24 protein-coding genes are annotated in these 24,138 nt (G+C 61.6%); 21 read left to right on the plus strand and 3 right to left on the minus strand.

The window, feature by feature from the left end:
• Positions 1–8 precede the first annotated feature (8 nt).
• The 3 genes from CRX69_RS11115 to CRX69_RS11125 all read left to right on the plus strand — a co-directional run bounded on the left by CRX69_RS11115 (position 9) and on the right by CRX69_RS11125 (position 2,474).
• Positions 9–632, plus strand: a complete 624-nt coding sequence (locus CRX69_RS11115) for a glutathione S-transferase family protein (RefSeq protein ID WP_047228176.1) — start codon at positions 9–11, stop codon at positions 630–632.
• Between the two features lie 133 nt (positions 633–765).
• The gene (locus CRX69_RS11120; RefSeq protein WP_047228177.1) at positions 766–1,698 is read left to right on the plus strand and encodes an ABC transporter ATP-binding protein; all 933 of its coding nucleotides are present in this window, start codon (positions 766–768) and stop codon (positions 1,696–1,698) included.
• Positions 1,695–2,474, plus strand: a complete 780-nt coding sequence (locus CRX69_RS11125; protein WP_047228178.1) for an ABC transporter permease — start codon at positions 1,695–1,697, stop codon at positions 2,472–2,474. Before CRX69_RS11120 ends, CRX69_RS11125 begins: the two co-directional genes overlap by 4 nt.
• Positions 2,475–2,574: 100 nt before the next feature.
• Here CRX69_RS11125 and CRX69_RS11130 read toward each other — a convergent pair whose 3' ends face one another.
• On the minus strand, positions 2,575–3,090 hold the full coding sequence (locus CRX69_RS11130) for a DUF2062 domain-containing protein (protein WP_047228179.1): 516 nt from the start codon (positions 3,088–3,090) through the stop codon (positions 2,575–2,577).
• 145 nt (positions 3,091–3,235) lie between these two features.
• Between CRX69_RS11130 and CRX69_RS11135 the strand changes: the two genes are divergently transcribed.
• The 12 genes from CRX69_RS11135 to CRX69_RS11190 all read left to right on the plus strand — a co-directional run bounded on the left by CRX69_RS11135 (position 3,236) and on the right by CRX69_RS11190 (position 14,720).
• A complete protein-coding gene (locus tag CRX69_RS11135; RefSeq protein WP_107322010.1) occupies positions 3,236–5,476 on the plus strand; it encodes a DNA internalization-related competence protein ComEC/Rec2 in 2,241 nt (746 codons plus the stop codon).
• Positions 5,477–5,578: 102 nt separating this feature from the next.
• Positions 5,579–6,214 (plus strand): MotA/TolQ/ExbB proton channel family protein, encoded by a 636-nt coding sequence (locus CRX69_RS11140; protein ID WP_177513903.1) that lies wholly within the window; start codon positions 5,579–5,581, stop codon positions 6,212–6,214.
• Positions 6,211–6,639, plus strand: a complete 429-nt coding sequence (locus CRX69_RS11145) for an ExbD/TolR family protein (protein ID WP_047228182.1) — start codon at positions 6,211–6,213, stop codon at positions 6,637–6,639. The genes CRX69_RS11140 and CRX69_RS11145 overlap by 4 nt, the downstream gene beginning before the upstream one ends.
• On the plus strand, positions 6,639–7,649 hold the full coding sequence (gene lpxK / locus CRX69_RS11150; protein WP_107322011.1) for a tetraacyldisaccharide 4'-kinase: 1,011 nt from the start codon (positions 6,639–6,641) through the stop codon (positions 7,647–7,649). The genes CRX69_RS11145 and lpxK overlap by 1 nt, the downstream gene beginning before the upstream one ends.
• 23 nt (positions 7,650–7,672) lie before the next feature.
• Positions 7,673–7,858, plus strand: a complete 186-nt coding sequence (locus CRX69_RS11155; RefSeq protein ID WP_003179363.1) for a Trm112 family protein — start codon at positions 7,673–7,675, stop codon at positions 7,856–7,858.
• On the plus strand, positions 7,855–8,619 hold the full coding sequence (gene kdsB / locus CRX69_RS11160; protein WP_107322012.1) for a 3-deoxy-manno-octulosonate cytidylyltransferase: 765 nt from the start codon (positions 7,855–7,857) through the stop codon (positions 8,617–8,619). Before CRX69_RS11155 ends, kdsB begins: the two co-directional genes overlap by 4 nt.
• Complete coding sequence (locus tag CRX69_RS11165; protein WP_092400061.1) at positions 8,619–9,083, plus strand: low molecular weight protein-tyrosine-phosphatase; 465 nt, start codon at positions 8,619–8,621, stop codon at positions 9,081–9,083. Before kdsB ends, CRX69_RS11165 begins: the two co-directional genes overlap by 1 nt.
• Positions 9,080–10,099, plus strand: a complete 1,020-nt coding sequence (gene murB / locus CRX69_RS11170) for a UDP-N-acetylmuramate dehydrogenase (protein ID WP_047228186.1) — start codon at positions 9,080–9,082, stop codon at positions 10,097–10,099. Before CRX69_RS11165 ends, murB begins: the two co-directional genes overlap by 4 nt.
• A 256-nt stretch (positions 10,100–10,355) precedes the next feature.
• Positions 10,356–10,826, plus strand: coding sequence for a (2Fe-2S)-binding protein (locus CRX69_RS11175; protein ID WP_047228187.1), 471 nt, complete (start codon positions 10,356–10,358; stop codon positions 10,824–10,826).
• Positions 10,823–13,138: a xanthine dehydrogenase family protein molybdopterin-binding subunit gene (locus CRX69_RS11180; RefSeq protein WP_107322013.1), complete on the plus strand. Its 2,316-nt coding sequence runs from the start codon at positions 10,823–10,825 to the stop codon at positions 13,136–13,138. Before CRX69_RS11175 ends, CRX69_RS11180 begins: the two co-directional genes overlap by 4 nt.
• A complete protein-coding gene (locus tag CRX69_RS11185; protein ID WP_107322014.1) occupies positions 13,138–14,109 on the plus strand; it encodes an XdhC family protein in 972 nt (323 codons plus the stop codon). The genes CRX69_RS11180 and CRX69_RS11185 overlap by 1 nt, the downstream gene beginning before the upstream one ends.
• Positions 14,110–14,129: 20 nt before the next feature.
• Entirely contained in the window at positions 14,130–14,720 is a 591-nt protein-coding gene (locus CRX69_RS11190) for a nucleotidyltransferase family protein (RefSeq protein ID WP_107322015.1), read from the plus strand.
• A 308-nt stretch (positions 14,721–15,028) separates the two neighbouring features.
• On the opposite strand, the gene rne is transcribed toward CRX69_RS11190, so the two are convergent.
• Positions 15,029–18,223 carry a ribonuclease E gene (rne, locus tag CRX69_RS11195; RefSeq protein WP_107322016.1) on the minus strand — a complete coding sequence of 1,065 codons (3,195 nt, stop codon included), beginning with the start codon at positions 18,221–18,223 and terminating at the stop codon, positions 15,029–15,031.
• 699 nt (positions 18,224–18,922) lie between these two features.
• Here rne and rluC point away from each other — a divergent pair.
• From rluC to CRX69_RS11210, 3 genes are read left to right on the plus strand one after another with little or no spacing between them, the layout of a single operon-like run.
• Complete coding sequence (gene rluC / locus CRX69_RS11200; protein WP_047228192.1) at positions 18,923–19,879, plus strand: 23S rRNA pseudouridine(955/2504/2580) synthase RluC; 957 nt, start codon at positions 18,923–18,925, stop codon at positions 19,877–19,879.
• A complete protein-coding gene (locus CRX69_RS11205; RefSeq protein ID WP_047228193.1) occupies positions 19,869–20,531 on the plus strand; it encodes an HAD-IA family hydrolase in 663 nt (220 codons plus the stop codon). The genes rluC and CRX69_RS11205 overlap by 11 nt, the downstream gene beginning before the upstream one ends.
• Positions 20,532–20,552: 21 nt before the next feature.
• A complete protein-coding gene (locus tag CRX69_RS11210) occupies positions 20,553–21,542 on the plus strand; it encodes a S49 family peptidase (protein WP_076383829.1) in 990 nt (329 codons plus the stop codon).
• 159 nt (positions 21,543–21,701) lie between these two features.
• Here CRX69_RS11210 and CRX69_RS11215 read toward each other — a convergent pair whose 3' ends face one another.
• A complete protein-coding gene (locus CRX69_RS11215) occupies positions 21,702–22,280 on the minus strand; it encodes a Maf family protein (protein ID WP_107322017.1) in 579 nt (192 codons plus the stop codon).
• Positions 22,281–22,385: 105 nt separating this feature from the next.
• Between CRX69_RS11215 and CRX69_RS11220 the strand changes: the two genes are divergently transcribed.
• Genes CRX69_RS11220 through plsX form a run of 3 tightly spaced genes read left to right on the plus strand, consistent with a single transcriptional unit; the run spans position 22,386 to position 24,123 of the window.
• Positions 22,386–22,913: a YceD family protein gene (locus tag CRX69_RS11220; RefSeq protein ID WP_003204262.1), complete on the plus strand. Its 528-nt coding sequence runs from the start codon at positions 22,386–22,388 to the stop codon at positions 22,911–22,913.
• Positions 22,914–22,926: 13 nt separating this feature from the next.
• Positions 22,927–23,109: a 50S ribosomal protein L32 gene (rpmF, locus tag CRX69_RS11225; protein ID WP_003179396.1), complete on the plus strand. Its 183-nt coding sequence runs from the start codon at positions 22,927–22,929 to the stop codon at positions 23,107–23,109.
• 3 nt (positions 23,110–23,112) lie between these two features.
• The gene (gene plsX / locus CRX69_RS11230; RefSeq protein WP_076383831.1) at positions 23,113–24,123 is read left to right on the plus strand and encodes a phosphate acyltransferase PlsX; all 1,011 of its coding nucleotides are present in this window, start codon (positions 23,113–23,115) and stop codon (positions 24,121–24,123) included.
• The last annotated feature ends 15 nt before the right edge of the window (positions 24,124–24,138 follow it).

Raw genomic sequence — 24,138 nt, forward strand, 5'->3', positions numbered from 1 at the left:
AAGCCGTGATGCTGAAGATCTGGGGTCGGAAAAACTCATCGAATGTGCGCAAGGCGCTGTGGTGCGCCGAGGAGCTGGGGCTGGCCTACGAGGCCATCGACGCAGGGGGTGCGTTCGGCGTGGTGGACACGCCCGAGTATCGCGCCAAGAACCCCAACGGCCGTGTCCCGATGATCGAAGATGACGGTTTCGTGCTCTGGGAGTCCAACACCATCGTGCGTTATCTGGCGTCTCGCCATGCTCCGGGTTCTGCCTGGTATCCGGCAGATCCCCAGGCTCGCGCCAGGGCTGAAAAATGGATGGACTGGACCACCTCCTCGTTTGCCGATCCGTTTCGCACCGTGTTCTGGGGCGTCTTGCGCACTCCCGCCGAGCAGCAGGACTGGGCGGCCATCCATGCGGCGATCAAGGTCTGCGATGGTTTGTTGGCGATGGCGGACCAGACGTTGAGCGAGCAACCCTACCTCTCCGGGGATGAAATCGGCATGGGCGATATTCCCTTGGGCAGTTTCATTTATGCCTGGTTCGAGATGCCCATCGAGCGGGCTGCGCTGCCTCATCTACAGGCCTGGTACGCCCGGCTGCAGCAGCGTCCGGCGTATCGCAAGGCGGTCATGACCGCGTTGACTTAATACTTACTATCGACACGCTTGACTGTACTTGTGCGGCGACGCCACGCACCATTGCCTTCGTGCGCCGTGGTTGTATTGCTCGCCGTGCGCCCTTATCTAATTGTTTCTTCCCCTTCTTGGTGCGTAATCCGATATGAGTTCCGCTCTGTCCATCCGGCAGCTAACCAAAACCTACGGCAACGGTTTCCAGGCCTTGAGTGGTATCGATCTGGACGTCGCCGAAGGTGATTTTTTCGCCTTGCTCGGCCCCAATGGAGCCGGCAAATCCACCACCATCGGCATTCTTTCAACCCTGGTGAACAAAACCAGCGGTACGGTGAATATCTTCGGTCATGATCTGGACCGTGAGCCCGCCGCTCTCAAGCGCTGCATCGGCGTGGTGCCCCAGGAGTTCAATTTCAACCAGTTCGAAAAGACCTTCGACATCGTCGTGACCCAGGCGGGTTACTACGGTATCCCGCCGAAGATCGCCAATGAGCGCGCCGAGAAATATCTGACTCAACTGGGTTTGTGGGACAAGCGTGATGTGCCGTCCCGTTCATTGTCCGGCGGCATGAAGCGGCGCCTGATGATTGCCCGTGCCCTGGTCCATGAGCCGCGCCTGCTGATTCTCGACGAGCCGACCGCGGGCGTCGACATCGAGTTGCGTCGGTCGATGTGGACCTTTCTGACCGAGCTGAACCAGAAAGGCATCACCATCATCCTCACCACCCATTACCTGGAAGAGGCCGAGCAGCTGTGCCGCAACATCGGCATCATCGACCACGGCACCATCGTCGAGAACACCAGCATGCGACAGTTGCTCAGCCAACTGCATGTGGAGACGTTCCTGCTGGACCTGAAGAACGATCTGAAGGCCGCGCCGCAACTGATCGGCTATCCGGCCCGGCTGGTGGACCACCACACGCTGGAAGTCCAGGTGGATAAAACCGTCGGTATTACCGGCTTGTTCTCCCAACTGGCGCTGCAAAACATTGAAGTGCAGAGCCTGCGCAACAAAACCAATCGCCTCGAGGAGTTGTTCGTGTCTCTGGTGGAGAAAAATCTGGCGAAGGTGGCTGTATGAGTTCCGAACTGCGACCCAACCTCATCGCCCTCAATACCATCGTTTATCGCGAAGTCCGACGCTTCATGCGGATCTGGCCGCAGACCCTGCTGCCGCCGGCCATCACCATGGTTTTGTACTTCGTGATTTTCGGCAACCTGATCGGTCGGCAGATCGGCGACATGGGGGGCTTCACGTACATGGACTACATCGTACCGGGGCTGATCATGATGTCGGTGATCACCAACTCCTACGGTAACGTGGTCTCGAGTTTCTTCGGCAGCAAATTCCAGCGCTCGATCGAGGAACTGATGGTCTCGCCGGTTTCGCCCCATACGATCCTGATCGGCTACACCCTGGGCGGTGTATTGCGCGGGTTGGCGGTGGGCTTGATCGTGACCTTGCTGTCACTGTTCTTCACCGATCTGCAAGTGCACCATTTGGGCGTGACGATATTGGTGGTGGTGTTCACCGCCACGATCTTTTCGCTGCTGGGGTTCATCAATGCCGTGTTTGCGCGCAACTTCGATGACATTTCCATCATCCCGACGTTCGTGCTCACGCCACTGACTTACCTGGGCGGAGTGTTCTACTCGATTTCCCTGCTGCCACCGTTCTGGCAGACCGTGTCCCTGGCCAACCCGGTGCTGCACATGGTCAACGCGTTCCGCTACGGCATCCTTGGGGTGTCGGACATCCGGATCAGCGTCGCGATCACCTTCATGCTGGTGGCAACCGTGGTGCTCTATGTGGGATGTGCACGGCTGTTGGTCAGTGGGCGAGGGATGCGTACTTAGAACTCGGCAGGCGTGCTGACTGGTATACCGCTATCGCGAGCAGGCTCGCTCTTACATCGAAATGCAAAAGGCCTCCATTCACTGGAGGCCTTTTTGCATTTCACATCCGGCTTTTCTTGCGCCGTTTCCATTGCCGCGCCACCCACCAGCGCCAATAGATCATGGTCATGAAATAGGCGAGGGCGCCGAGCACCAGACCCGTCACCACCGACCCCAGCAAAAACGGCTGCCACAAGGTAGACAACTGGGTGGTGATCCATTCCCAGGTCAGTTCATCCGGTAACGTGCGGGCAGGCACATCCATCAACCAGGCCCCGGTCTGGTAGGTGCAGAAAAACACGGCGGGCATGGTGATGGGGTTGGTCAGCCAGACCAGGCTCACCGCAATCGGTATGTTGCCGCGTACGGTGATGGCCAGTGCCGCGGCCAGCAGCATCTGCAAAGGAATCGGCAAAAAGGCAGCGAACAGACCAACGGCCATGGCGCGTGCCACGGAGTGTCGGTTGAGGTGCCAAAGGTTGGGGTCGTGCAGCAAGGAACCGAGAAAACGTAAGGACTTATGTTCCCGAATACTCGCTGGGTCAGGCATGTAACGTTTGAAAAGGCGCCGGGGCATAAGGCTTCTCGGTCGGTTCAAAGCGGTGAGGCCGCAAGTATGTCCGCATTCTACGGCTGACTGATTCAGACTTTGTGACAATTGTTAACGCGCACCGTGCCGTAGACCGACTATGCCTGAAGAGAAGACTCTCAAGGACAGGCTTATGCGCACAGGGATGGTCGCGCTTGCACTCGGGCTGCTGACCCCGGTTTTTTGCCCGGCGCTGCCGCCGCTGTGGCTGATTGCGGTCATGCTTGTGCTGGCGCTGATGGTTTTGCCGTTTCGAACTCATCCGCTGGGTTTTTTCCTGATCGGGCTGGCTTGGGCGTGTCTGTCGGCGCAACTGGCCCTGGACGATCGGTTGCCCGCCGCGCTGGATGGAGAAACCCGCTGGGTCGAAGGGCGCGTCGTCGGTTTACCGCAATATAACGAAGGTGTGGTGCGCTTTGAACTGGCCGATGCCCATTCCCGCCGCACACGGCTGCCGTCGTCGATGCGCCTGGCCTGGTTCGGTGGACCGCCTGTGAGCAGCGGCGAACGTTGGCGATTGGCGGTAAAGCTCAAACGCCCCACCGGGCTACTGAACCCCAATGGCTTCGATTACCAGGCCTGGCTGTTGAGCCGCGGCATCGGCGCGACTGGCACGGTCAAGGACGGTCATCTCCGGCAACCTGCCCAAGGTGCCTGGCGCGACGGCGTGCGTCAGGCGCTGGCGCAAGTCGACGCCCAGGGCCGCTCCGGGGCGCTGGCGGCATTGGTCCTGGGGGACGGAGCTGGGCTGAGTCGTGATGACTGGCAGGTACTGCAAGACACCGGTACGGTCCATCTGCTGGTGATCTCCGGGCAGCACATCGGCCTGCTTGCCGCACTGGTGTACCTGCTGGTGGCAGGTGCGGCGCGCTATGGCATGTGGCCGGTGCGTCTGCCGTGGCTACCTTGGGCCTGCGCTCTGGCCTTTATCGCAGCCTTGGGTTACGGCTTGCTCGCCGGCTTCGAGGTGCCGGTGCGGCGCGCTTGCGCGATGATCGGCCTGGTGCTGCTGTGGCGTTTGCGTTACCGGCATCCGGACCCCTGGTGGGCGTGGCTGCTGGCTTTCAATGGGGTGCTGGTGTTCGATCCATTGGCCAGCCTGCGGCCAGGGTTCTGGCTGTCGTTCGCCGCGGTGGCGATCCTGATGTTTACTTTCGGCGCACGCTTGGGGCCCTGGCGCTGGTGGCAAACCTGGACCCGTGCCCAATGGCTGGTGGCAGTCGGACTGTGCCCGATCCTGTTGATATTGGGTTTGCCGATCAGCCTCAGCGGGCCTCTGGTGAACCTGGTGGCGGTGCCTTGGGTCAGCCTACTGGTGTTGCCGCCGGCGCTGCTCGGTACGGCGTTGTTGCCGATGCCGTTCGTGGGTGAAGGGCTGCTTTGGATCGCCGGCGGGTTGCTCGATCTGCTCTTCAAGGGGCTGGCGCTGGTGGCCGGGCGAATACCCGCATGGGTGCCTGCGGCTATCCCCCTGTGGGTGTGGTGCATGGCCGCTCTGGGGGCTTTGTTACTGTTGCTGCCCAAAGGCGTGCCACTGCGGGTACTGGGATGGCCCATGGTGCTGCTGGTGGTTTTCCCTCCGAGGGAGGATGTGCCTCCGGGGCAGGCCGAAATCTGGCAACTGGACGTGGGTCAAGGGTTGGCGGTGCTGGTACGCACCCGTCATCATGCCTTGCTTTACGACGCGGGGCCGCGCTTTGGCGAGGCCGACGCGGGTGAGCGCGTGGTGCTGCCGACCCTGCGCAAGCTGGGCGTCGCCGGGTTGGACCTGATGCTGCTCAGCCATGCCGACGCCGATCACGCCGGCGGCGCCCAAGCGGTGCGCAATGGCTTGCCAACGGTCCGGGTGGTCAGTGGCGACCCCGCCGCGTTGCCTGCCGCTTTGCAGGCAGAGGCGTGCGACAGTGGCGCGCGCTGGGAGTGGGACGGGGTCAGGTTCGAGCTGTGGCAATGGTCATCTGCCCTTGAAAGCAACCAGAGATCCTGCGTTCTGCTGGTCGAGGCTGGCGATGAGCGGTTGTTGCTCACCGGAGACATCGATAGCCATGCCGAGCGCGCGTTGCTCGACGGGCCCCTGGCCGTGCCGGTCCAGTGGCTGGCGGCGCCCCATCACGGTAGCCGCAGTTCATCGTCGATGTTGCTGTTGTCACGGCTCAAACCCCATTCGGTGTTGATCTCCCGAGGGCAGGGCAATGCATTCGGCCATCCTCATCCGCGAGTGCTGGCTCGTTATCGCCGCTTGGGCATGGCGATCTACGACAGTGCCGAACAGGGTGCCATTCGTCTGCAACTGGGGGCCTTCGAAGCTCCGCGCCTTCAGGCCGGCCAACGGCGCTACTGGCGCGACCCGCCATCTGCGGGACCATGGCCGTAACCTTGACCCGGGTCATCCTCGACGACGGTGTTATCGGCGGGGCGGGCCTGCAAGGCGAGTCTGTATGATAAAGTGGCGCACTTTTTCGAGGGGGCTGTCACTGTGTGGGAATTGGTCAAATCCGGCGGCTGGATGATGTTGCCGATCATTCTGAGTTCCATCGTGGCGCTGGGAATCGTTGCCGAACGCCTGTGGACCCTGCGGGCCAGCCGCGTGACCCCGGAGCATTTGCTCGGGCAGGTCTGGGTCTGGATCAAGGACAAGAAACTGAACAAGGACCGGCTCAAGGAGCTGCGGGCCAGTTCACCGCTGGGTGAAATCCTCGCCGCGGGGCTGGCAAATTCCAAGCATGGTCGCGAGATCATGAAGGAATGCATCGAAGAAGCCGCCGCCCGGGTCATCCATGAGCTGGAGCGCTACATCAATGCCCTGGGCACAATTGCCGCCATGGCCCCGTTGCTGGGCCTGTTGGGCACGGTGCTGGGCATGATCGATATTTTCAGTTCGTTCACCGGCGCCGGCATGACCGCCAATGCCTCGGTGCTGGCAGGGGGGATTTCCAAGGCCTTGATCACCACGGCCGCCGGGTTGATGGTGGGGATTCCTTCGGTGTTTTTCCATCGCTTCCTGCAACGGCGCATCGATGAGTTGGTGGTGGGCATGGAGCAGGAGGCCATCAAGTTGGTCGAGGTGGTGCAAGGCGACCGTGACGTGGACCTGGCCGAGGGCAAGAAGTGAAATTCCGCCGCAAACCACGGGAAACCGTCGAGATCAACCTTGCGTCGCTGATTGACGTGGTGTTCATCCTGCTGCTGTTTTTCGTCGTGACCACCACCTTCACCCGGGAAACCCAGCTCAAGGTGGAACTGCCGGAAGCGGTCAGCGGCTCGCCTGCCGAAGACCAGCAACTCAAGAACCTGGAAGTCACGATCAGTGCCGAAGGGACGTTTTCGGTGAACAATCAGTTGCTGCCCAAGAGCGACCTGGCGAGTCTGATCGATGCGCTGCAGAAGGAGTCCGGCGGCGACACCAGTTTGCCGCTGTCCATCAGCGCCGACGGCAAGACCCCACATCAATCCGTCATCACCGCCATGGACGCGGCCGGCAAGCTCGGCTTCAGCCATCTGCGCATGACCACCGTCGAGGCGGCGCCGGCACCCTGATGGCCATGTCTGATCGATTGCTCGCCGCCTGGTACGAAGGTCACCCGGCCCTGACGCTGTTGCGACCACTGGAGTGGTTGTACCGTCGGGTGGTGATGGGCAAACGCGAGCGTTTTCTGGCGGGCGAAGGTGAGATTTACCAACCGCCCGTGCCGCTGGTGGTCGTGGGGAACATCACGGTTGGCGGCACCGGCAAGACCCCATTGATCCTGTGGATGATTGAGCATTGCCAGCGCCGTGGCCTGCGGGTCGGCGTGGTGAGCCGGGGTTATGGCGCCAAACCACCCCATTTGCCCTGGCGAGTCGAAGCCGGGCAGGGCGCCGACATCGCCGGTGATGAGCCACTGCTGATTGTCCAGCGCAGCGGCGTGCCATTGATGATCGATCCGGATCGCAGCCGGGCGGTCCAGGCGCTGCTGGAGACTCAACCGCTGGACCTGATCCTGTCCGACGACGGCATGCAACATTACCGCCTGGCTCGGGATCTTGAACTGGTGCTGATCGACAACGCCCGCGGCCTGGGCAATCGACGTTGTCTGCCTGCCGGTCCGCTGCGTGAACCCGTGGAGCGTCTGCAATCGGTCGATGCCGTGCTATTCAACGGCGCCAGCGCCGACCGCGAAGACGGCTTTGCCTTCGAGCTGCGACCCACAGCTCTGGTGAACCTGGCCAGCGGCGAACGGCGTCCACTGGACCATTTCCCGCCCGGCCAGGCCCTGCATGCCGTGGCCGGGATCGGCAATCCCCGGCGTTTCTTCAACACCCTCGAAACGCTACACTGGCGACCTATACCGCACGGGTTTGTCGACCACGCCCAATACAGCGCCCAGGCATTGAATTTCACGCCATCGTTGCCGGTGGTCATGACGGAAAAGGACGCGGTCAAATGCCGTGCCTTCGCCGAGCCCCACTGGTGGTACCTGGCGGTGGATGCCGCGCCGTCGCCAGCCTTCGCGGACTGGTTCGATACCCAGTTGATGCGCCTGTTGCCGGATCGGCTTTTGCCTTAAACCATTTATCCAGGGAAATGTTCATGGACACCAAACTGCTCGACATTCTGGCCTGCCCGGTCTGCAAAGGCCCCCTCAAGCTCAGCGCCGACAAAACCGAGCTGATCAGCAAAGGCGCCGGCCTGGCCTATCCGATTCGCGATGGCATTCCGGTGATGCTCGAAAGCGAGGCCCGTACCCTGACCACCGACGAGCGCCTGGATAAATGACCGCAGCCTTTACCGTTGTCATTCCGTCGCGCTTTGCCTCAACGCGCCTGCCCGGCAAACCGTTGCTGTTGATCGCCGGCAAGCCGATGATCCAGCACGTATGGGAGCAGGCCTGCAAAAGCAGCGCCCAGCGCGTGGTAGTGGCGACCGACGATGCGCGCATCGTGGAGGCCTGCAAGGGCTTTGGCGCCGAAGTGGTACTGACTCGCGAGGATCACAACTCCGGAACCGATCGTCTGGCGGAAGTCGCCGCCAAGCTGGGCCTGGAACCCGACGCCATCGTGGTCAATGTGCAGGGCGATGAACCGTTGATCCCGTCCAGTGTGATCGATCAGGTTGCTAACAATCTGGCAGCCCATCCCGAAGCGCGCATGGCCACCCTGGCCGAGCCGATCGAGGATCTGCAAACCCTGTTCAACCCCAATGTGGTCAAGGTCGTCAGCGATCTCAATGGCCTGGCGTTGACCTTCAGCCGCGCCACCTTGCCCTGGGCCCGTGATGCATTCGCGCAAAGTCGGGACGTCATGCCTGACGGCGTGCCGTACCGCCGCCACATCGGCATCTACGCTTACCGCGCCGGTTTCCTCCAGGATTTCGTCGCCTGGGGCCCGTGCTGGCTGGAAAACACCGAATCCCTGGAGCAACTGCGTGCCCTGTGGCACGGCGTGCGAATCCATGTCGCCGATGCGCTGATTGCTCCGCCGACCGGCGTCGACACCGTGGAAGACCTCGAGCGCGTTCGTCGCCTGCTGGAGGCCTGATGCGGGTTCTGTTTGTCTGCCTCGGCAACATCTGCCGATCACCCACCGCCGAAGGCATCCTGCGGCACAAGCTGCGCGAGGCCGGGCTGGCCGAGCAGGTGGAAGTCGCCTCCGCCGGCACCGGTGACTGGCACGTCGGCAAGGCCCCGGACAAGCGCAGCCAGGCTGCGGCCCTACGACGCGGCTATGACCTGTCGGCCCAGCGTGCCCGCCAGGTCAGCCGGGCCGATTTCGCCACTTATGACCTGATCCTGGCGATGGACGGCAGCAACCTGCGCAATCTGAAAGCCCTGCAACCGAGCAATGGCAGGGCCGAACTGGATCTGTTCCTGCGCCGCTACGAGGCTGAACTCGATGACGTGCCGGACCCGTACTACGACGGCGAACAGGGTTTCGAGCAAGTGCTGGACCTGATCGAGCGTGCCACGGACCGCCTGGTGATCGAATTGAAGGGGCGGCTATGACCTTGCAGGTGCGGGCCGGCGTCAGCCTCAAGCCGTTCAACAGCTTTGGCGTGGACGTCACCGCCCGGTTATTCGCCGAAGCCCACAGCGACGCCGATGTCCGCCAGGCGCTGGCCTATGCCAGCGCCAATGACGTGCCGTTGCTGGTGATCGGTGGCGGCAGCAACCTGCTGCTGACCGGTGATATCGACGCGCTGGTGTTGCGCATGGCCAGCCAAGGGATTCGTCTGCTCAGCGATGATGGCGAGCGGGTGCTGATCGAAGCCGAAGCAGGCGAACCGTGGCACCCCTTCGTCCAGTACACGCTGGCGCAAGGCTGGTCGGGGCTGGAGAACCTCAGCCTGATCCCCGGTACGGTGGGGGCCGCACCGATGCAAAACATCGGTGCCTACGGTGTGGAGATCAAGGATGTGTTCGCCGGCCTTACCGCCCTGGATCGGCAAACCGGCGAGCTGCACGATTTCACCCTCGAAGAATGCCGTTTCGCCTACCGCGACAGCCTGTTCAAGCAGCAAGCGGGTCGTTGGCTGATCCTGCGGGTGCGCTTTGCCCTCAGTCGCGCCGCGCATCTGCACCTGGAGTACGGCCCGGTCCGCCAGCGGTTGACCGAACTGGGCATCGAACAGGCGACTCCCTCGGATGTCAGCCGGGCCATCTGCAGCATCCGCAGTGAAAAGCTCCCTGACCCGGCCGTGCTGGGCAATGCCGGCAGTTTCTTCAAGAACCCGCTGGTGCCGGCTTCGCACGTCGCGCAACTCAAGCTTCAATACCCGGATCTGGTGGCTTATCCACAACCCCAAGGGCAGATGAAAATTGCCGCCGGTTGGTTGATCGAGCGGGCCGGCTGGAAGGGCTTTCGCGAAGGCGACGCCGGGGTGCATAAGTTGCAGGCGTTGGTGCTGGTCAACTACGGCTGCGCCACCGGTCCACAATTGCTGGATCTGGCCCTGCGTATCCAGAAAGACATTGCCGAGCGTTTTCAGGTCAATCTGGAAATGGAGCCCAATCGGTACTGAACCTGGCTTTCACCGAGCGCCCTGCACAACCTCGCACAAGGATCATTTGTGCAGGATTGTGCAGGGCGTTTTGCTTAATCCTGGGTTAATTTAGTGAGCTAACGATGCGACCATCGCATCATTGAAGGCCCAGTGCAGACGCCTGCGTGTTTGCACAAGAGAGCCCGATTAGCCTGAGTCAGTCTGCGCCAACCGAACCGTTGTCCAAACGGCAGATTGCTCGACCCCATAATTCGATCACCGTGCGGGCGTGCTCATGATTACCTTGAAACTCAATGGAAAAGATCACCAACTGGATGTGACCGAGGACATGCCGCTGCTGTGGGCTATCCGGGATGTGGCCGGTTACAACGGCACCAAGTTCGGCTGCGGCATGGGCCTGTGTGGCGCCTGTACCATTCACATCGACGGCGCCCCGGCGCGCAGTTGCATCACCCCGATTGGTTCGGTGAAAGGCCAGAACGTCACCACCATCGATGCCCTTCATGTCGACCCGGTCGGGCAAATTGTCCAGAAGGCCTGGCTCGATACCGCCGTGGCCCAGTGCGGCTACTGTCAGGGCGGGCAGATCATGTCCGCGACCGCCTTGCTCAAGACCAATCCCAACCCGAGCGATGAGCAGATCGAAGAGGCCATGGTCGGCAACATCTGCCGCTGCGGCACTTATAACCGGATCAAGACTGCGATCCGCCAGGCTTCCACCCACCTGAAGGAGGCCAAGGCATGAGCCGCTTGCCCAATGATTTTGTGCTGAGCAACCTCAGCCGCCGTGGTTTCCTCAAAGGCGCGAGCGCCACGGGTGTGTTGGTGCTGGCCGCCAGTTGGGGCCTGCCGGACGCCTTTGCCGAGGACAAGAAGTTCGGCGGCGAGGGCATGCCCAATGGTGTGATCGACGACCCGAAGGTGTACGTGAGCATCGCCACCGATGGCAGCGTGACGGTGATCTGCAACCGTTCGGAAATGGGCCAGGGTGTGCGCACCAGCCTGACCATGGTGGTGGCCGATGAACTGGACGCTGACTGGGCGCAGGTCAAGGTGCGGCAGGCACCGGCGGATGAGGTGCGCTTCGGCAACCAGGACACCGATGGCTCGCGCAGTATGCGCCACTGGTACGAACCAATGCGTCGTTGCGGGGCCGCTGCCCGGACCATGCTGGAGCTGGCCGCCGCTGCCCAGTGGAATGTCCCGGCGAGTGAGTGTCGTGCTCAATTGCACAAAGTCGTGCACCAGCCTTCCGGTCGGGAACTGGGGTATGGCGCGTTGGCCGCCGCGGCCAGTGCCTTGCCAGTTCCCGCCCGTGACAGCCTGCGCCTCAAGCAACCTTCGGAGTTTCGCTACATCGGTAAGGAGTCGAGCCGGGCCATCGATGGCGAAGACGTCGTCAACGGGCGTGCCGTGTTCGGCGCCGATGTACATTTCGATGGCATGCTCTATGCCGTCGTGGCTCGCCCGCCAGTCTATGGTGGCAAGGTCAAGCGCGTGGACAGCAGCGCGGCGCTGAAAGTACCGGGCGTGGTCAAGGTGCTGCAGATCGAAGGACGTCCGTTGCCCTCCGAGTTCCAGCCTCTGGGCGGCGTGGCGGTAGTGGCGAAAAACACCTGGGCGGCGATCAAGGGCCGCGAGGCGCTGAAAATCGAGTGGGATGACGGCCCGAATGCAGGCTATGACTCCGTCGCCTATCGCAAGGAACTGGAAGCTGCGGCCCTCAAGCCCGGGAAAGTCTTGCGCAACACTGGCGATCTGGACGACGCGCTGGCCAAGGCTGACGCAACCCTGGAGGCGTCCTATTACCTGCCGCACCTGTCGCAGTCGCCGATGGAGCCGATGGTCGCCGTCGCCCGGTTCAAGGATGGCCAGTGCGAAGCCTGGGCACCGAGCCAGGCGCCGCAGGTCACCCGTGAACGCGTCGCCGAACGATTGGGGATCCCTTTCGACAAGGTTATCGTGCACATCACGCTGCTGGGCGGTGGTTTCGGGCGCAAGTCCAAGCCCGATTTCGTCCTCGAGGCGGCCGTGTTGGCCAAGGAGTTTCCAGGCCAGGCGGTGCGGGTGCAATGGACCCGCGAAGATGACATCCATCATTCGTATTTCCACACCGTATCGGCCGAATACCTCAAGGCTGGCCTGAACCAGGACGGGATGCCGTCCGGCTGGCTGCATCGCACCGTAGCCCCGAGCATTACCGCACTGTTTGCACCGGGCATGACCCACGAAGCGCCGTTCGAAGTGGGCATGGGCGTGACCAACATGGCTTACGCAATTCCCAACATGCGCCTGGAGAACCCCGAAGCGGTGGCCCATACGAGGGTTGGCTGGTACCGCTCGGTGTCGAATATTCCCCACGGTTTTGCGATTCAGAGTTTCATCGACGAATTGGCCCACAAGGCCGGCCAGGATCCACTGGCGTATCACGTCAAATTGCTTGGCCCGGACCGTAAGATCGATCCGCGCACCTTGAATGAAGAATGGAACTACGGCGAATCCCCCGAGCTTTATCCCATCGATACGGCGCGGATCCGCACCGTGCTGGAAACCGCCGCCAAGGCCGCCGGGTGGGGCCGCAAACTGCCCAAGGGCCGTGGCCTGGGGCTGGCGGTGCACTACAGCTTCGTCACCTATGTGGCGGCAGCGCTGGAGGTGGAGGTCAAGGACGATGGTACGTTGATCGTGCACAAGGCCGATATTGCCGTGGACTGCGGCCCGCAGATCAACCCCGAGCGTATCCGTTCCCAGTTCGAAGGCGCCTGCGTCATGGGCCTGGGCAATGCGGTGGTGGGGGAGATCAGCTTCAAGGACGGCAAGGTCCAGCAAGACAACTTCCACATGTACGAAGTGGCGCGCATGTCCTTGGCTCCCAAGGAGGTCGCGGTGCACTTGGTCACGCCGCCGGGCGAGGTGCCGTTGGGCGGTGTGGGTGAACCGGGTGTGCCGCCGATTGCGCCGGCGCTGTGCAACGCGATTTTCGCCGCCACCGGCAAGCGCATCCGCGAGCTGCCCGTGCGTTATCAGTTGCAGGGCTGGCAGCAGGCCAAAACCTGATGGACAGCGTTGATCTGAACGTCCTGCGCAGCGTGCTTGAGTGGCGCCGCGCCGGGCAGCGGGTGGTGTTGTTCACCGTGGTCCAGACTTGGGGCACGGCGCCGAGGCCGCCGGGGGCGATGCTGGCCCTGCGTGAAGACGGCGTGGTGATTGGCTCGGTATCGGGCGGTTGTGTCGAGGATGACCTGATCGCCCGGCTGCACGACGGGCGTATTCCGGCGGACGGTCCGCCGGTGCAGCTCATCACCTATGGCGTGACTCGTGAGGAGGCGGCGCGCTTCGGCCTGCCGTGCGGCGGTACCTTGCGCCTGACCGAAGAACGGGTCGGCGATCCGCAATGGGTCGCGCAACTGCTGGAGCGCTGCGATGGCCATGAGATTGTCGCCCGTGAGCTGACCGTCGGCACAGGCGAAGTGCTGCTGACGCCGGCCAGCAAAACCGAAGCGCTGGTATTCGACGGTCAAGTCCTGCGGGCCATCTACGGCCCGCGCTGGCGGCTGCTGTTGATCGGCGCGGGGCAACTGTCGCGTTATGTGGCAGAAATGGCCCGGTTGCTGGATTTCGAGGTGTTGATCTGCGATCCGCGCAAGGAATTTGTCTACGGTTGGGAAGAGCAGCATGGCCGCTTCGTTTCCGGCATGCCTGACGAAGCGGTGTTGAGCATCCAGACCGACGAGCGTACCGCCATTGTCGCCCTGACCCATGATCCACGATTGGACGATATGGCGCTGCTCACGGCCCTGGATTCCAAGGCGTTTTATGTCGGGGCCCTGGGCTCTCGGGTGAACAGCCAGAAGCGCCGGGATAACCTGGCTCAGCTAGGCTTGTCTGCACAGGCTATCGAACGGCTGCATGGGCCGATCGGTTTGCACATCGGCAGCCATACGCCGGCGGAAATTGCCTTGTCTTTGCTGGCTGAAATCGTGGCGATCAAGAATGGCGTCGAGTTGCGTCAGAAAAAGCCGCTGTAATCGACGGGCGAGGAGACGGGATGACTGAATCGATTGGTGTGATCATTCTCGCGGCAGGATCGGGCAGCCGTTTCCGTCAGGTTGCAGGCCAGGACAAAGATAAGCTGCTGGCCGATTGCACGGGGCGTGACGGCGCCGTCCGATCGGTCATCGAGCAGGTGCTGGTGAACTTGCCGCCTTCTCTGGAAAAACGCGTGCTGGTGACCCGTGAGGACCGTCCACAGGCTATTCGCATGGCCCAGGCTTACGGGTGCGATTTTGTACAACTGGACTCGCCTGGGCTGGGTGACAGTATCGCTGCGGGTGTCCAGGCTTGCCCGGACCTAGATGGCTGGTTGATCGTGCTCGGTGATATGCCGTTCATCCTGCCGTCAAGCATCGAGCAGGTAGTGGCGCAGATCAGCGAAGAGGGCATCAGTGTGCCGGTCCTGGCGGGTGAGTATGGGCATCCCGTGGGGTTCGGTCGTGCGTTTGGCCCGCAATTGATGGCATTGACCGCTGATCGCGGCGCCAAGGGGTTGTTTACCGGGGCGCGGGTGGTCGAGGTGGCAGTGGACGATCCTGGGGTGGTTTGGGATGTGGACGTGCCTGAAGCGCTGATCTTTAAGTAACAGCCGACGCGGATTCCTGTGGGGCAGGCAACATTGATACAAGCCGGGCCCGCGCTATCGCGAGCAGGCTCGCTCCCACACTGAATTTCGATGGTCGCCAGATTTATGCCCGCCGCCAATCTCCTGTGGGAGCGAGCCTGCTCGCGATAGCGCTGCGTCAGCTTGCATCAAGGGTGGACGCCGGGCCATGTTCGCCAGCAAGCCCGCTCCACACCATCCAGCTTCCAACACTCATGTAACTAAGTCTGAAGACATAAAAAAGCCCCGCCTGGCGTCAACCAGGCGGGGCTTTTTACTGGGCGGTGGAATCAGGCGTGAGGTTTAGGCTCGTGCTCTTTTTCCAGGGCTTCAGTGTGGCGAGGTGCGACTTCTTCAGCGGAGTGCTGAGGTTCGTCGATCACCGGCGCCGATTCAGCGGGAGCGGGTTCGCTGGTGGTTTCAGCGACCGGGGCAGGGGCTGCCTCGATTGCTTGCTCCACGGGTGCTGGCTCAGCGGCAGGCGCTTGAGCAGCGGCAGCGGCAGCTTGTTCGGCTTCCTTCTGCAGACGCTCGGCTTCACGCTTGCGACGACGCACTTCACGCGGATCGTTCGGAGCACGACCGTTGGGGGTCAGGGCGCTGGCAGGGGCAGGCGCCTCCACCTCTACCGGGGCTGGAGCTTCGGCAACCACAGGCGCTTGAACCGCTGGAGCTGGCTCGACCACGACCGGCTCGGCTGCTTTCACGGCTTCTGCTGCCGGCTCGGCTTCGACGACGGCTGGCTCGGCGTGCCAGTTGAACGCGGTCTGTTCTTCGCGAACCGGCTCCGGCGCTTTTTCCTCGATCACAGCTTCGATCACAGGTTCAGCGGCAACCATAGGTTGCTCGATGACAGGTGCAGGCTCGGAAACTGCTTCTGCCTGAGGCTCGGCTTCACGAACCGGGGCGAGTTCCACTTCTGGCGAAGCGGTGGTTTCTACCGGGGTAGTGGCTTCGACCACAGGCGCTTCAACCGGGGCGTTTTCCACCACGGCGGTAGCGCGTTCGGCCTGTTCGTGAGCCTCGGCTTCAGCGGGGGCGCTGATCGAGCTGCTGGCAACCGCGGCGGTGACGGCCAGGCCGGCAGCCAGGTCGGCAGCGCTTGGCGCTTCGGCGTTCTCGGCGGATTCGGAGGCTTCCGAACCTTCGATCACATTGCCGTTGGCGTCGCGTTGACGCTCACGACGGTTGCTGCGGCGACGCTGCCCACGGGAGCGGCGGCGTGGACGATCGCCTTCGGCGTTGTCCTGACCGTCTTCCTGCAGTTGCTCTTCGCTGTTCAGTACTTCCTCTTCGCTGGCAACGGCAGCCTGCTCGGCGCGTGGTTGACGCTCTTCACGTGGCGGACGCGGTGCGCGCTCTTCGCGAGGCTGACGGGCCGGACGCTCTTCAGCGGTGGCGGCAGCAGCGGCGGGAGCGGCATCCAGCGGTTCGCGCAGCTCGCGAACACGTTCTTCACGCTCGCCACGTGGCTTGCGATCTTCACGAGGCGCGCGGGGTTGGCGCTCTTCACGCGGCGGACGCGGCGCGCGTTCTTCGCGGGCTACGGCTGGCACTTCCTCACGGGCTTCGCGAGGCTGGCGTTCTTCACGTGGCTCACGTGGTGCGCGCTCTTCACGCGGTGCACGCTCTTCACGGGGTTTGCGCTCCTCGTCACGACGACCGTTGCGGTTGCGGGTCTGCTGACGACCATTGCGACGTTCTTCGTTGCGGGCTGGACGCTCGGTAGCCGCTGGCTTGGCGACAACGGTCGGCGCAGCCGGCTCTTCCTTGGTGGCGAACAGGCTGACCAGGGATTTCACAAGGCCTTTGAACAGGCTTGGTTCAGGTGCGGCGGCAGGTGCCGGTGCCGGCGCGGCTGCTTCGGTCGGAACCGGTGCATTGGCGCGGGCTGGAGCCGTCTTGACCGCAGCTTCCTGGCGAACCAGGGTGCGAGTGGCAGCAGCCGGCTGCACTTCTTCCACTTCGGCAGCGGCAGCAGCGATTTCGTAGCTGGACTGATTGGTGTGGGCTTCCGGGCTGTCATCACGCAGGCGCTGCACTTCGAAGTGCGGCGTCTCGAGGTGATCGTTCGGCAGGATGACGATACGGGCGCGGGTGCGCAGTTCGATCTTGGTGATCGAGTTGCGTTTTTCGTTGAGCAGGAACGCAGCCACCGGGATCGGCACCTGGGCGCGAACTTCGGCGGTGCGGTCTTTCAGGGCTTCTTCTTCGATCAGGCGCAGGATCGCCAGGGACAGCGACTCGACGTCACGGATGATGCCGGTGCCGTTGCAGCGCGGGCAGACGATGCCGCTGCTCTCGCCCAAGGAAGGACGCAGGCGCTGACGGGACATTTCCAGCAGGCCGAAGCGCGAGATGCGACCGACCTGTACGCGGGCGCGGTCGGCTTCCAGGCACTCACGGACCTTCTCTTCCACGGCGCGCTGGTTCTTGGCCGGGGTCATGTCGATGAAGTCGATGACGATCAGGCCGCCGATGTCGCGCAGGCGCAACTGACGGGCGATTTCTTCGGCGGCTTCAAGGTTGGTCTGCAGGGCGGTTTCTTCGATGTCGCTGCCTTTGGTGGCGCGCGCCGAGTTGATGTCGATGGACACCAGGGCTTCGGTCGGATCGATGACGATGGAGCCGCCGGACGGCAGTTCTACGACGCGCTGGAACGCGGTCTCGATCTGGCTTTCGATCTGGAAACGGTTGAACAGCGGAACGCTGTCTTCGTAGAGTTTGATCTTGCTGGCGTACTGCGGCATGACCTGGCGGATGAAGGTCAGGGCTTCGTCCTGGGCTTCAACGCTGTCGATCAACACTTCGCCGATGTCCTGGCGCAGGTAATCGCGGATCGCGCGGATGATGACATTGCTTTCCTGATAGATCAGGAACGGCGCGGAGCGATCCAGCGAGGCTTCTTTGATGGCGGTCCACAGTTGCAGCAGGTAGTCGAGGTCCCACTGCATTTCTTCGCTGCTGCGGCCAAGGCCGGCGGTGCGAACGATCAGGCCCATGTCGGCTGGGGCAACCAGGCCGTTGAGGGCTTCGCGCAGTTCATTGCGCTCTTCGCCTTCGATGCGGCGGGAGATACCACCGGCGCGAGGGTTGTTCGGCATCAGGACCAGGTAACGGCCCGCCAGGCTGATGAAGGTGGTCAGGGCTGCGCCCTTGTTGCCACGCTCTTCTTTTTCGACCTGGACGATGACTTCCTGGCCTTCGCTCAGGACGTCCTTGATGTTGACGCGGCCTTCAGGGGCCTTCTTGAAGTATTCGCGGGAGATTTCTTTGAGGGGCAGGAAGCCGTGGCGCTCGGAGCCGAAATCGACAAAGGCAGCCTCAAGGCTTGGTTCGATGCGAGTAATCCGGCCTTTATAGATGTTGGCCTTCTTCTGCTCGCGTGCACCGGATTCGATATCCAGGTCGTAGAGGCGCTGGCCGTCTACCAGTGCAACACGCAACTCTTCGGGTTGAGTTGCGTTAATCAGCATTCTTTTCATGTAGTACCGTCGGTTTCCGGGCTGCCGGAAACGGCGTTCGGCACACACGACTTCTCACGGTCGGTGTCAGGTGCGTCATGGAAGTGGCCGGGCCATTCCAGTGTCCAGCGAGTTCGACCCAATGATGGCGAAGTCGCGACGGACGCGTCCTGCTTGCTGGCTGTTCAAGCACTCAGTCAGGAGGAGGAATCAACCGGCGCCTGTGGACGAGATGAAGCGTCTAAATATAAGCCTAGTGCTACACAGTCCGACGGTTGTACATCTCCACCCTACACGTATCCCTGATAATCGGGTGCTGCCGCGCGCAGAATCCGCAGCGGGTTGGCATTTACCGTGAGCTCCGAAAGGGGAGGTCACGCATCATGGCTAATTTAGGCGTTGTTTCCGAAGCTCTCGCTCGGGGTCGTCTACCGGTGACTGCACTTTGTGAACTGGCCGTGAATGTGGCGCGCAAGGCGAGTCAAAACTCTGCTTTGCCGCGTATTTCAGGCCTCATGTCACCTGCGCTCGTTACACCTGCAAACTCTGCCGTTATCTAGCAAAAGCCCCGTAGGACGGCCTCTCGTCCTCGTGAATTGCGTTGGTCAGGGCCGGTTTTTGACCGTTAGTCCGCTGTCCGGCCGCTTTTGGCGGCGTTCGCGACTATAGCAGCAATGATTAAGTGCTTCAATTCCATAAAAAATTGTTATCATCGCCGCCATGACGACTACTGCCCCTTCGACCCCTGGCGTTCAACTGCTCGAGGTCTCGCCGGAATATGCCGGCCAACGAATCGATAACTTCCTTCTAGCCCGACTCAAAGGCGTGCCCAAGACCTTGATCTATCGCATTTTGCGCAAGGGTGAAGTGCGGGTGAACAAAGGACGGATCAAGCCCGAATACAAGCTTCAGGCGGGCGATATCGTGCGCGTGCCGCCGGTTCGCGTGCCCGAGCGCGATGAGCCCGTGCCCCTGGCCCAAGGCCTGTTGCAGCGCCTGGAAGCCTCGATCGTCTTCGAAGACAAGGCGCTGATCGTGCTCAACAAGCCTGCGGGCATTGCGGTTCACGGCGGCAGCGGCCTGAATTTCGGCGTGATCGAGGCCTTTCGTCAGTTGCGTCCCGACGCCAAGGAGCTGGAGTTGGTCCATCGCCTGGATCGCGACACCTCCGGCCTGCTGATGATCGCCAAGAAACGCAGCATGTTGCGGCATTTGCATGAGCAATTGCGCGGCGATGGCGTCGACAAGCGCTACATGGCGCTGGTGCGGGGACGTTGGGATACCTCCATCAAGCAAGTTCGGGCGCCGTTGCTCAAGAGCAACCTGCGTTCCGGCGAGCGCATGGTGGAAGTCAACGAAGAAGGCAAGGAGGCCCTGACAGTGTTCAAGGTCCTGCGCCGCTTCGGTGATTTCGCCACCATGGTCGAGGCCAAGCCGGTGACTGGCCGCACCCATCAGATTCGCGTCCATACGCTACATGCCGGGCATTGCATCGCTGGGGACAGCAAGTACGGCGATGACGACTTCACCCGGGAAATCCGTGATCTGGGTGGCAAACGCCTGTTTCTCCATGCCTACATGTTGACCGTGCCGTTGCCCGATGGTGGTGAGCTGAAATTGCAGGCTCCGGTGGATGAAATGTGGGCCAAGACCGTGGAGCGGTTGAGTGCATCCTGAATACAAGCTGCTGATCTTCGATTGGGATGGCACTCTGGCGAACTCCATCGGTCGGATCGTGGAGGCAATGCATGCCGCCTCTGATCGTGCGGGTTTTGCCAGGTGTGATGATTTTGCCGTGAAGGGCATCATCGGCCTAGGCTTGCCGGAAGCGATCCGCAGTCTGTACCCGGAGATCAGTGACCCTGAGCTGCTGGTTTTTCGCCAGTATTACGCTGATCACTACATTGCGCTGGAGGCTGAGCCTTCGCCGTTGTTTGACGGTGTGGTAGACACTCTTGAAACCTTGAGGGGCGAGGGGTATCGCTTGGCTGTCGCCACCGGCAAGGCGCGTCGCGGGCTGGATCGGGTGCTGAAATCCCATGGCTGGGACGATTATTTCGATATCACCCGGGCTGCGGACGAAACGGCCAGTAAGCCGCATCCGCTGATGCTCGAGCAAATCCTGGCTCACTGCGGCATGCAGCCGGAACAGGCGTTGATGGTGGGGGATTCCTCGTTCGACCTGCAGATGGCGCGCAACGCCGGCATGGGGTCGGTTGCGGTGAGTTACGGCGCGCAGACGATCGCGGCGCTGCAAGCCTTCGAACCGCAGTTGGCGATCGATCATTTTCCTGAGTTGCACGCCTGGCTGAGCCGGCGGGCCAATTAAGTTTTTGCTGGGGATACTTGCATGACCGACGAATGGAAGGCACCGGCCAAGGCGAGCGCCGAGAACGGTGACGACAAAAGCTGGAAGCTGTTGGAGAAGACCTTGCTGGCCGGTGTGCAGGAGCAGCGTCGTTCCCGCCGCTGGGGCATTTTCTTCAAGCTGCTGACGTTCGTTTATCTCTTTGTCGCGCTATTGCTGTTCACGCCCCTGTTCGACATGGAAAAAAGCGCCGTGCGGGGTTCTGCGTACACCGCATTGATCGACATCGAAGGCATGATTGCCCATAAGGAGCCTGCCAGCGCGGACAACATCGTCGGTAGCCTGCGGGCTGCTTTCGAAGATCCCAAGGTCAAGGGTGTGATCTTGCGCATCAACAGTCCGGGTGGCAGCCCTGTGCAGTCGGGTTATGTCTATGACGAGATCGTCCGGTTGCGCGCGTTGCACCCGAACACCAAGGTCTACGCGGTCATTTCCGATCTGGGGGCTTCCGGTGCGTACTATATTGCCAGCGCGGCCGATCAGATCTATGCCGACAAGGCGAGCCTGGTGGGCTCCATTGGCGTGACGGCGGCCGGCTATGGTTTTGTCGGGACGATGGAGAAACTGGGCGTGGAGCGCCGGGTGTACACCTCCGGCGAGCATAAGTCGTTCCTTGATCCGTTCCAGCCGCAAAAACCTGAAGAAACCGCGTTTTGGCAGGGTGTGCTCGACACGACCCATAAGCAATTCATTGCCAGCGTCAAAAAAGGCCGGGGTGAGCGCCTCAAAGACAAGGAGCATCCCGAGCTGTTCTCTGGGCTGGTCTGGTCTGGGGAGCAGGCCTTGCCGCTGGGCTTGATCGATGGCCTGGGCAGCGCCAGTTCGGTGGCGCGGGACGTGATTGGCGAAAAAGAGCTGGTGGATTTCACCATCGAAGAGTCGCCGTTTGATCGCTTCTCGAAGAAGCTGGGAGCGAGCATTGCCGAGCATCTGGCGATGTGGATGGGGTTCCAGGGGCCGGCATTGCGCTAATTCGTTGGTTTGCGCGATCCCCTTTGGCTTGGCTGTGGGGGCAAAGTTTGCTCGCGATGAGCGATAACCCGGCTGGTCTGCATCATCGCAGCGCCTGCATCGCCGCGGGCAAGCCTTGCTCCCACAAATAAATGCCCTCGCTACACGTTGTATGTTGGCTTAGGGAACCTGCACGCCCTCGGCCAGCAACATATCCACAAGGCGAATCAGTGGCAGGCCAACCAGGCTGGTGGCGTCTGGCCCTTCCGTGCTCTGGAACAGGCTCACGCCAAGCCCTTCGGCCTTGAAGCTGCCCGCGCAGTCATAAGGTTGCTCGGCCAGCAGGTAGCGTTCGATGCGTGCAGGGTCCAGCGTGCGCATGTGGACGGTAAACGGAACGCAATCGACCTGGCAGGCGCCGGTCTGGCTGTTAAGTACCGCCAGGCCGGTCAGAAAGCTGACCCGGGCGCCGCTGGCGGCCAGCAGTTGTTCGCGGGCGTTCTCGAATGTATGGGGCTTGCCCAGGATGCGCTCGCCGAGCACGGCCACCTGGTCCGAACCGATGATCAGATGCGCCGGATGGCTGCTCGCCAGGGCCTGGGCTTTTTCCCGGGCCAGGCGTTTTACCAGGTCGAGTGCCGCCTCGTCAGGCCGGCGGCTTTCGTCGATGTCCGGTGAACTGCAGACGAACGGTAGCCCCAGACGGGCAAGCAATTGCCGGCGATACACTGAGCTTGAGGCGAGTAATAAAGGCAGCATGGGCATCTCCAAAAGGCAGGGGCGAATTCTAGCGAGGCGCGCAAGTGACGGACAGGGCTGAATTTCCTTTGACATGGCCGGGTGCATCCCTATAATGCTGCGCCTATGTTGAATGACCCGATTCCACCTCACGTTGACCCGCGCAAATTGGCTGACCGTGGCACCACCCTTCAAGGTGAACTGCTGCTGGCCGATTTGAAGAGACTCTGCGACCCGCTTTCCGACGATGTCGGTACGGTCCAGGCCAAATTCGTTTTTGAACGAGATGAACGTAAATCTGTGGTAATCCACAGCTTTATCGACACTGAAGTCAAAATGGTTTGCCAGCGTTGTCTTGAGCTGGTCACCCTGCCGATCCACAGCGAATGCAGTTATGCCGTGGTGAAGGAGGGTGCGAATACCCAGTCGTTACCGAAAGGTTATGACGTGCTGGAACTGGGCGAAGATCCATTGGATCTGCAGTCACTGATCGAGGAGGAGCTTCTGCTCGCCTTGCCCATTGTGCCTGCTCATCATCCGGAAGAATGCCAGCAGCCGGCGGGAGCAGATGAGCCCGAACCGAGCGAGGACGAGGTAACGCGGTCCAACCCGTTCAGTGTATTGGCGCAGTTAAAGCGTGACCCAAACGTTTAGGAGTTAATCAATTATGGCTGTTCAGCAGAACAAAAAATCCCGCTCTGCCCGTGACATGCGCCGTTCGCACGACGCTCTCGAGGCTAGCACCCTGTCTGTAGAAAAAACCACCGGTGAAGTTCACCTGCGTCACCACGTATCGCCAGAAGGCGTATACCGTGGTCGTAAAGTGATCGACAAGGGCGCTGACGAGTAATCCTTGTCCGCTCAAGTCATCGCGATTGACGCAATGGGCGGGGACTTCGGTCCCCGCAGCATTGTTCAGGCCAGCCTTGCTTGTCTGAATGCTACACCCTCGTTGCACCTGACCCTCGTCGGTCAACCCTCCCTTCTAGAAGAAATGCTCAACGGCCAATCGGCTGTGGATCGTTCGCGCCTGACGATCGCACCTGCGTCCGAAGTCATCACCATGGACGAAAAACCTGCCCAGGTCCTGCGTGGCAAGCCTGACGCCTCGATGCGTGTAGCCCTTGAGCTGCTGCGCGATGGCAAGGTCCAGGCGTGTGTCAGTGCAGGCAATACCGGTGCACTGATGGCGCTGTCGCGTTACGTGCTCAAGACCTTGCCGGGCATCGACCGGCCGGCGATGGTTGCGGCCATCCCCACCCAGCGTGGTTTTTGCCAGCTCCTTGATCTGGGCGCCAACGTCGATTGCAGTGCCGAGCATCTACTGCAATTTGCAGTGATGGGCTCGGTAGCGGCTGAAACCCTGGGTATCGTGCGCCCTCGTGTAGCGCTGCTGAACATCGGTACCGAAGACATCAAGGGTAACCAGCAAGTCAAGCTGGCAGCCACGTTGTTGCAGGCTGCGCGAGGTATCAATTACATCGGCTTCGTTGAGGGCGATGGATTGTACCGGGGTGAGGCGGACGTGGTGGTGTGTGACGGTTTTGTCGGCAATATTTTGCTCAAGTCCAGCGAAGGCCTGGCGACCATGATCGGGGCGCGTATCGAGAAGCTGTTCAGGCAGAACCTGGCCTCGCGGATGGTCGGTGCCCTGGCGTTGCCGTTGATGCGTCGGTTGCAGGCGGACCTGGCACCGGCGCGGCATAACGGTGCAAGTTTTCTCGGGCTGCAGGGCATTGTGATCAAGAGTCATGGTTCGGCGGGCGTGCAGGGGTTTCAAAGTGCGATCAATCGCGCGCTGATCGAAATCCAGGAAAACCTGCCGGAGCGTCTTCATGGGCGCCTCGAAGATTTGTTAACTTAGGCGTTTTCGTCTGAC

Source organism: Pseudomonas rhizophila (genome assembly GCF_003033885.1).
Classification (GTDB): domain Bacteria; phylum Pseudomonadota; class Gammaproteobacteria; order Pseudomonadales; family Pseudomonadaceae; genus Aquipseudomonas; species Aquipseudomonas rhizophila.

Coding starts and splice junctions, on each gene's coding strand:
- CRX69_RS11115 (WP_047228176.1), top strand. CDS start 9: ATGCTGAAGATCTGGGGTCGGAAAAACTCATCGAATGTGCGCAAGGCG.
- CRX69_RS11120 (WP_047228177.1), top strand. CDS start 766: ATGAGTTCCGCTCTGTCCATCCGGCAGCTAACCAAAACCTACGGCAAC.
- CRX69_RS11125 (WP_047228178.1), top strand. CDS start 1,695: ATGAGTTCCGAACTGCGACCCAACCTCATCGCCCTCAATACCATCGTT.
- CRX69_RS11130 (WP_047228179.1), bottom strand. CDS start 3,090: ATGCCCCGGCGCCTTTTCAAACGTTACATGCCTGACCCAGCGAGTATT.
- CRX69_RS11135 (WP_107322010.1), top strand. CDS start 3,236: ATGCGCACAGGGATGGTCGCGCTTGCACTCGGGCTGCTGACCCCGGTT.
- lpxK (WP_107322011.1), top strand. CDS start 6,639: ATGGCCATGTCTGATCGATTGCTCGCCGCCTGGTACGAAGGTCACCCG.
- CRX69_RS11155 (WP_003179363.1), top strand. CDS start 7,673: ATGGACACCAAACTGCTCGACATTCTGGCCTGCCCGGTCTGCAAAGGC.
- kdsB (WP_107322012.1), top strand. CDS start 7,855: ATGACCGCAGCCTTTACCGTTGTCATTCCGTCGCGCTTTGCCTCAACG.
- CRX69_RS11165 (WP_092400061.1), top strand. CDS start 8,619: ATGCGGGTTCTGTTTGTCTGCCTCGGCAACATCTGCCGATCACCCACC.
- murB (WP_047228186.1), top strand. CDS start 9,080: ATGACCTTGCAGGTGCGGGCCGGCGTCAGCCTCAAGCCGTTCAACAGC.
- CRX69_RS11175 (WP_047228187.1), top strand. CDS start 10,356: ATGATTACCTTGAAACTCAATGGAAAAGATCACCAACTGGATGTGACC.
- CRX69_RS11180 (WP_107322013.1), top strand. CDS start 10,823: ATGAGCCGCTTGCCCAATGATTTTGTGCTGAGCAACCTCAGCCGCCGT.
- CRX69_RS11185 (WP_107322014.1), top strand. CDS start 13,138: ATGGACAGCGTTGATCTGAACGTCCTGCGCAGCGTGCTTGAGTGGCGC.
- CRX69_RS11190 (WP_107322015.1), top strand. CDS start 14,130: ATGACTGAATCGATTGGTGTGATCATTCTCGCGGCAGGATCGGGCAGC.
- rne (WP_107322016.1), bottom strand. CDS start 18,223: ATGAAAAGAATGCTGATTAACGCAACTCAACCCGAAGAGTTGCGTGTT.
- rluC (WP_047228192.1), top strand. CDS start 18,923: ATGACGACTACTGCCCCTTCGACCCCTGGCGTTCAACTGCTCGAGGTC.
- CRX69_RS11210 (WP_076383829.1), top strand. CDS start 20,553: ATGACCGACGAATGGAAGGCACCGGCCAAGGCGAGCGCCGAGAACGGT.
- CRX69_RS11215 (WP_107322017.1), bottom strand. CDS start 22,280: ATGCTGCCTTTATTACTCGCCTCAAGCTCAGTGTATCGCCGGCAATTG.
- CRX69_RS11220 (WP_003204262.1), top strand. CDS start 22,386: ATGTTGAATGACCCGATTCCACCTCACGTTGACCCGCGCAAATTGGCT.
- rpmF (WP_003179396.1), top strand. CDS start 22,927: ATGGCTGTTCAGCAGAACAAAAAATCCCGCTCTGCCCGTGACATGCGC.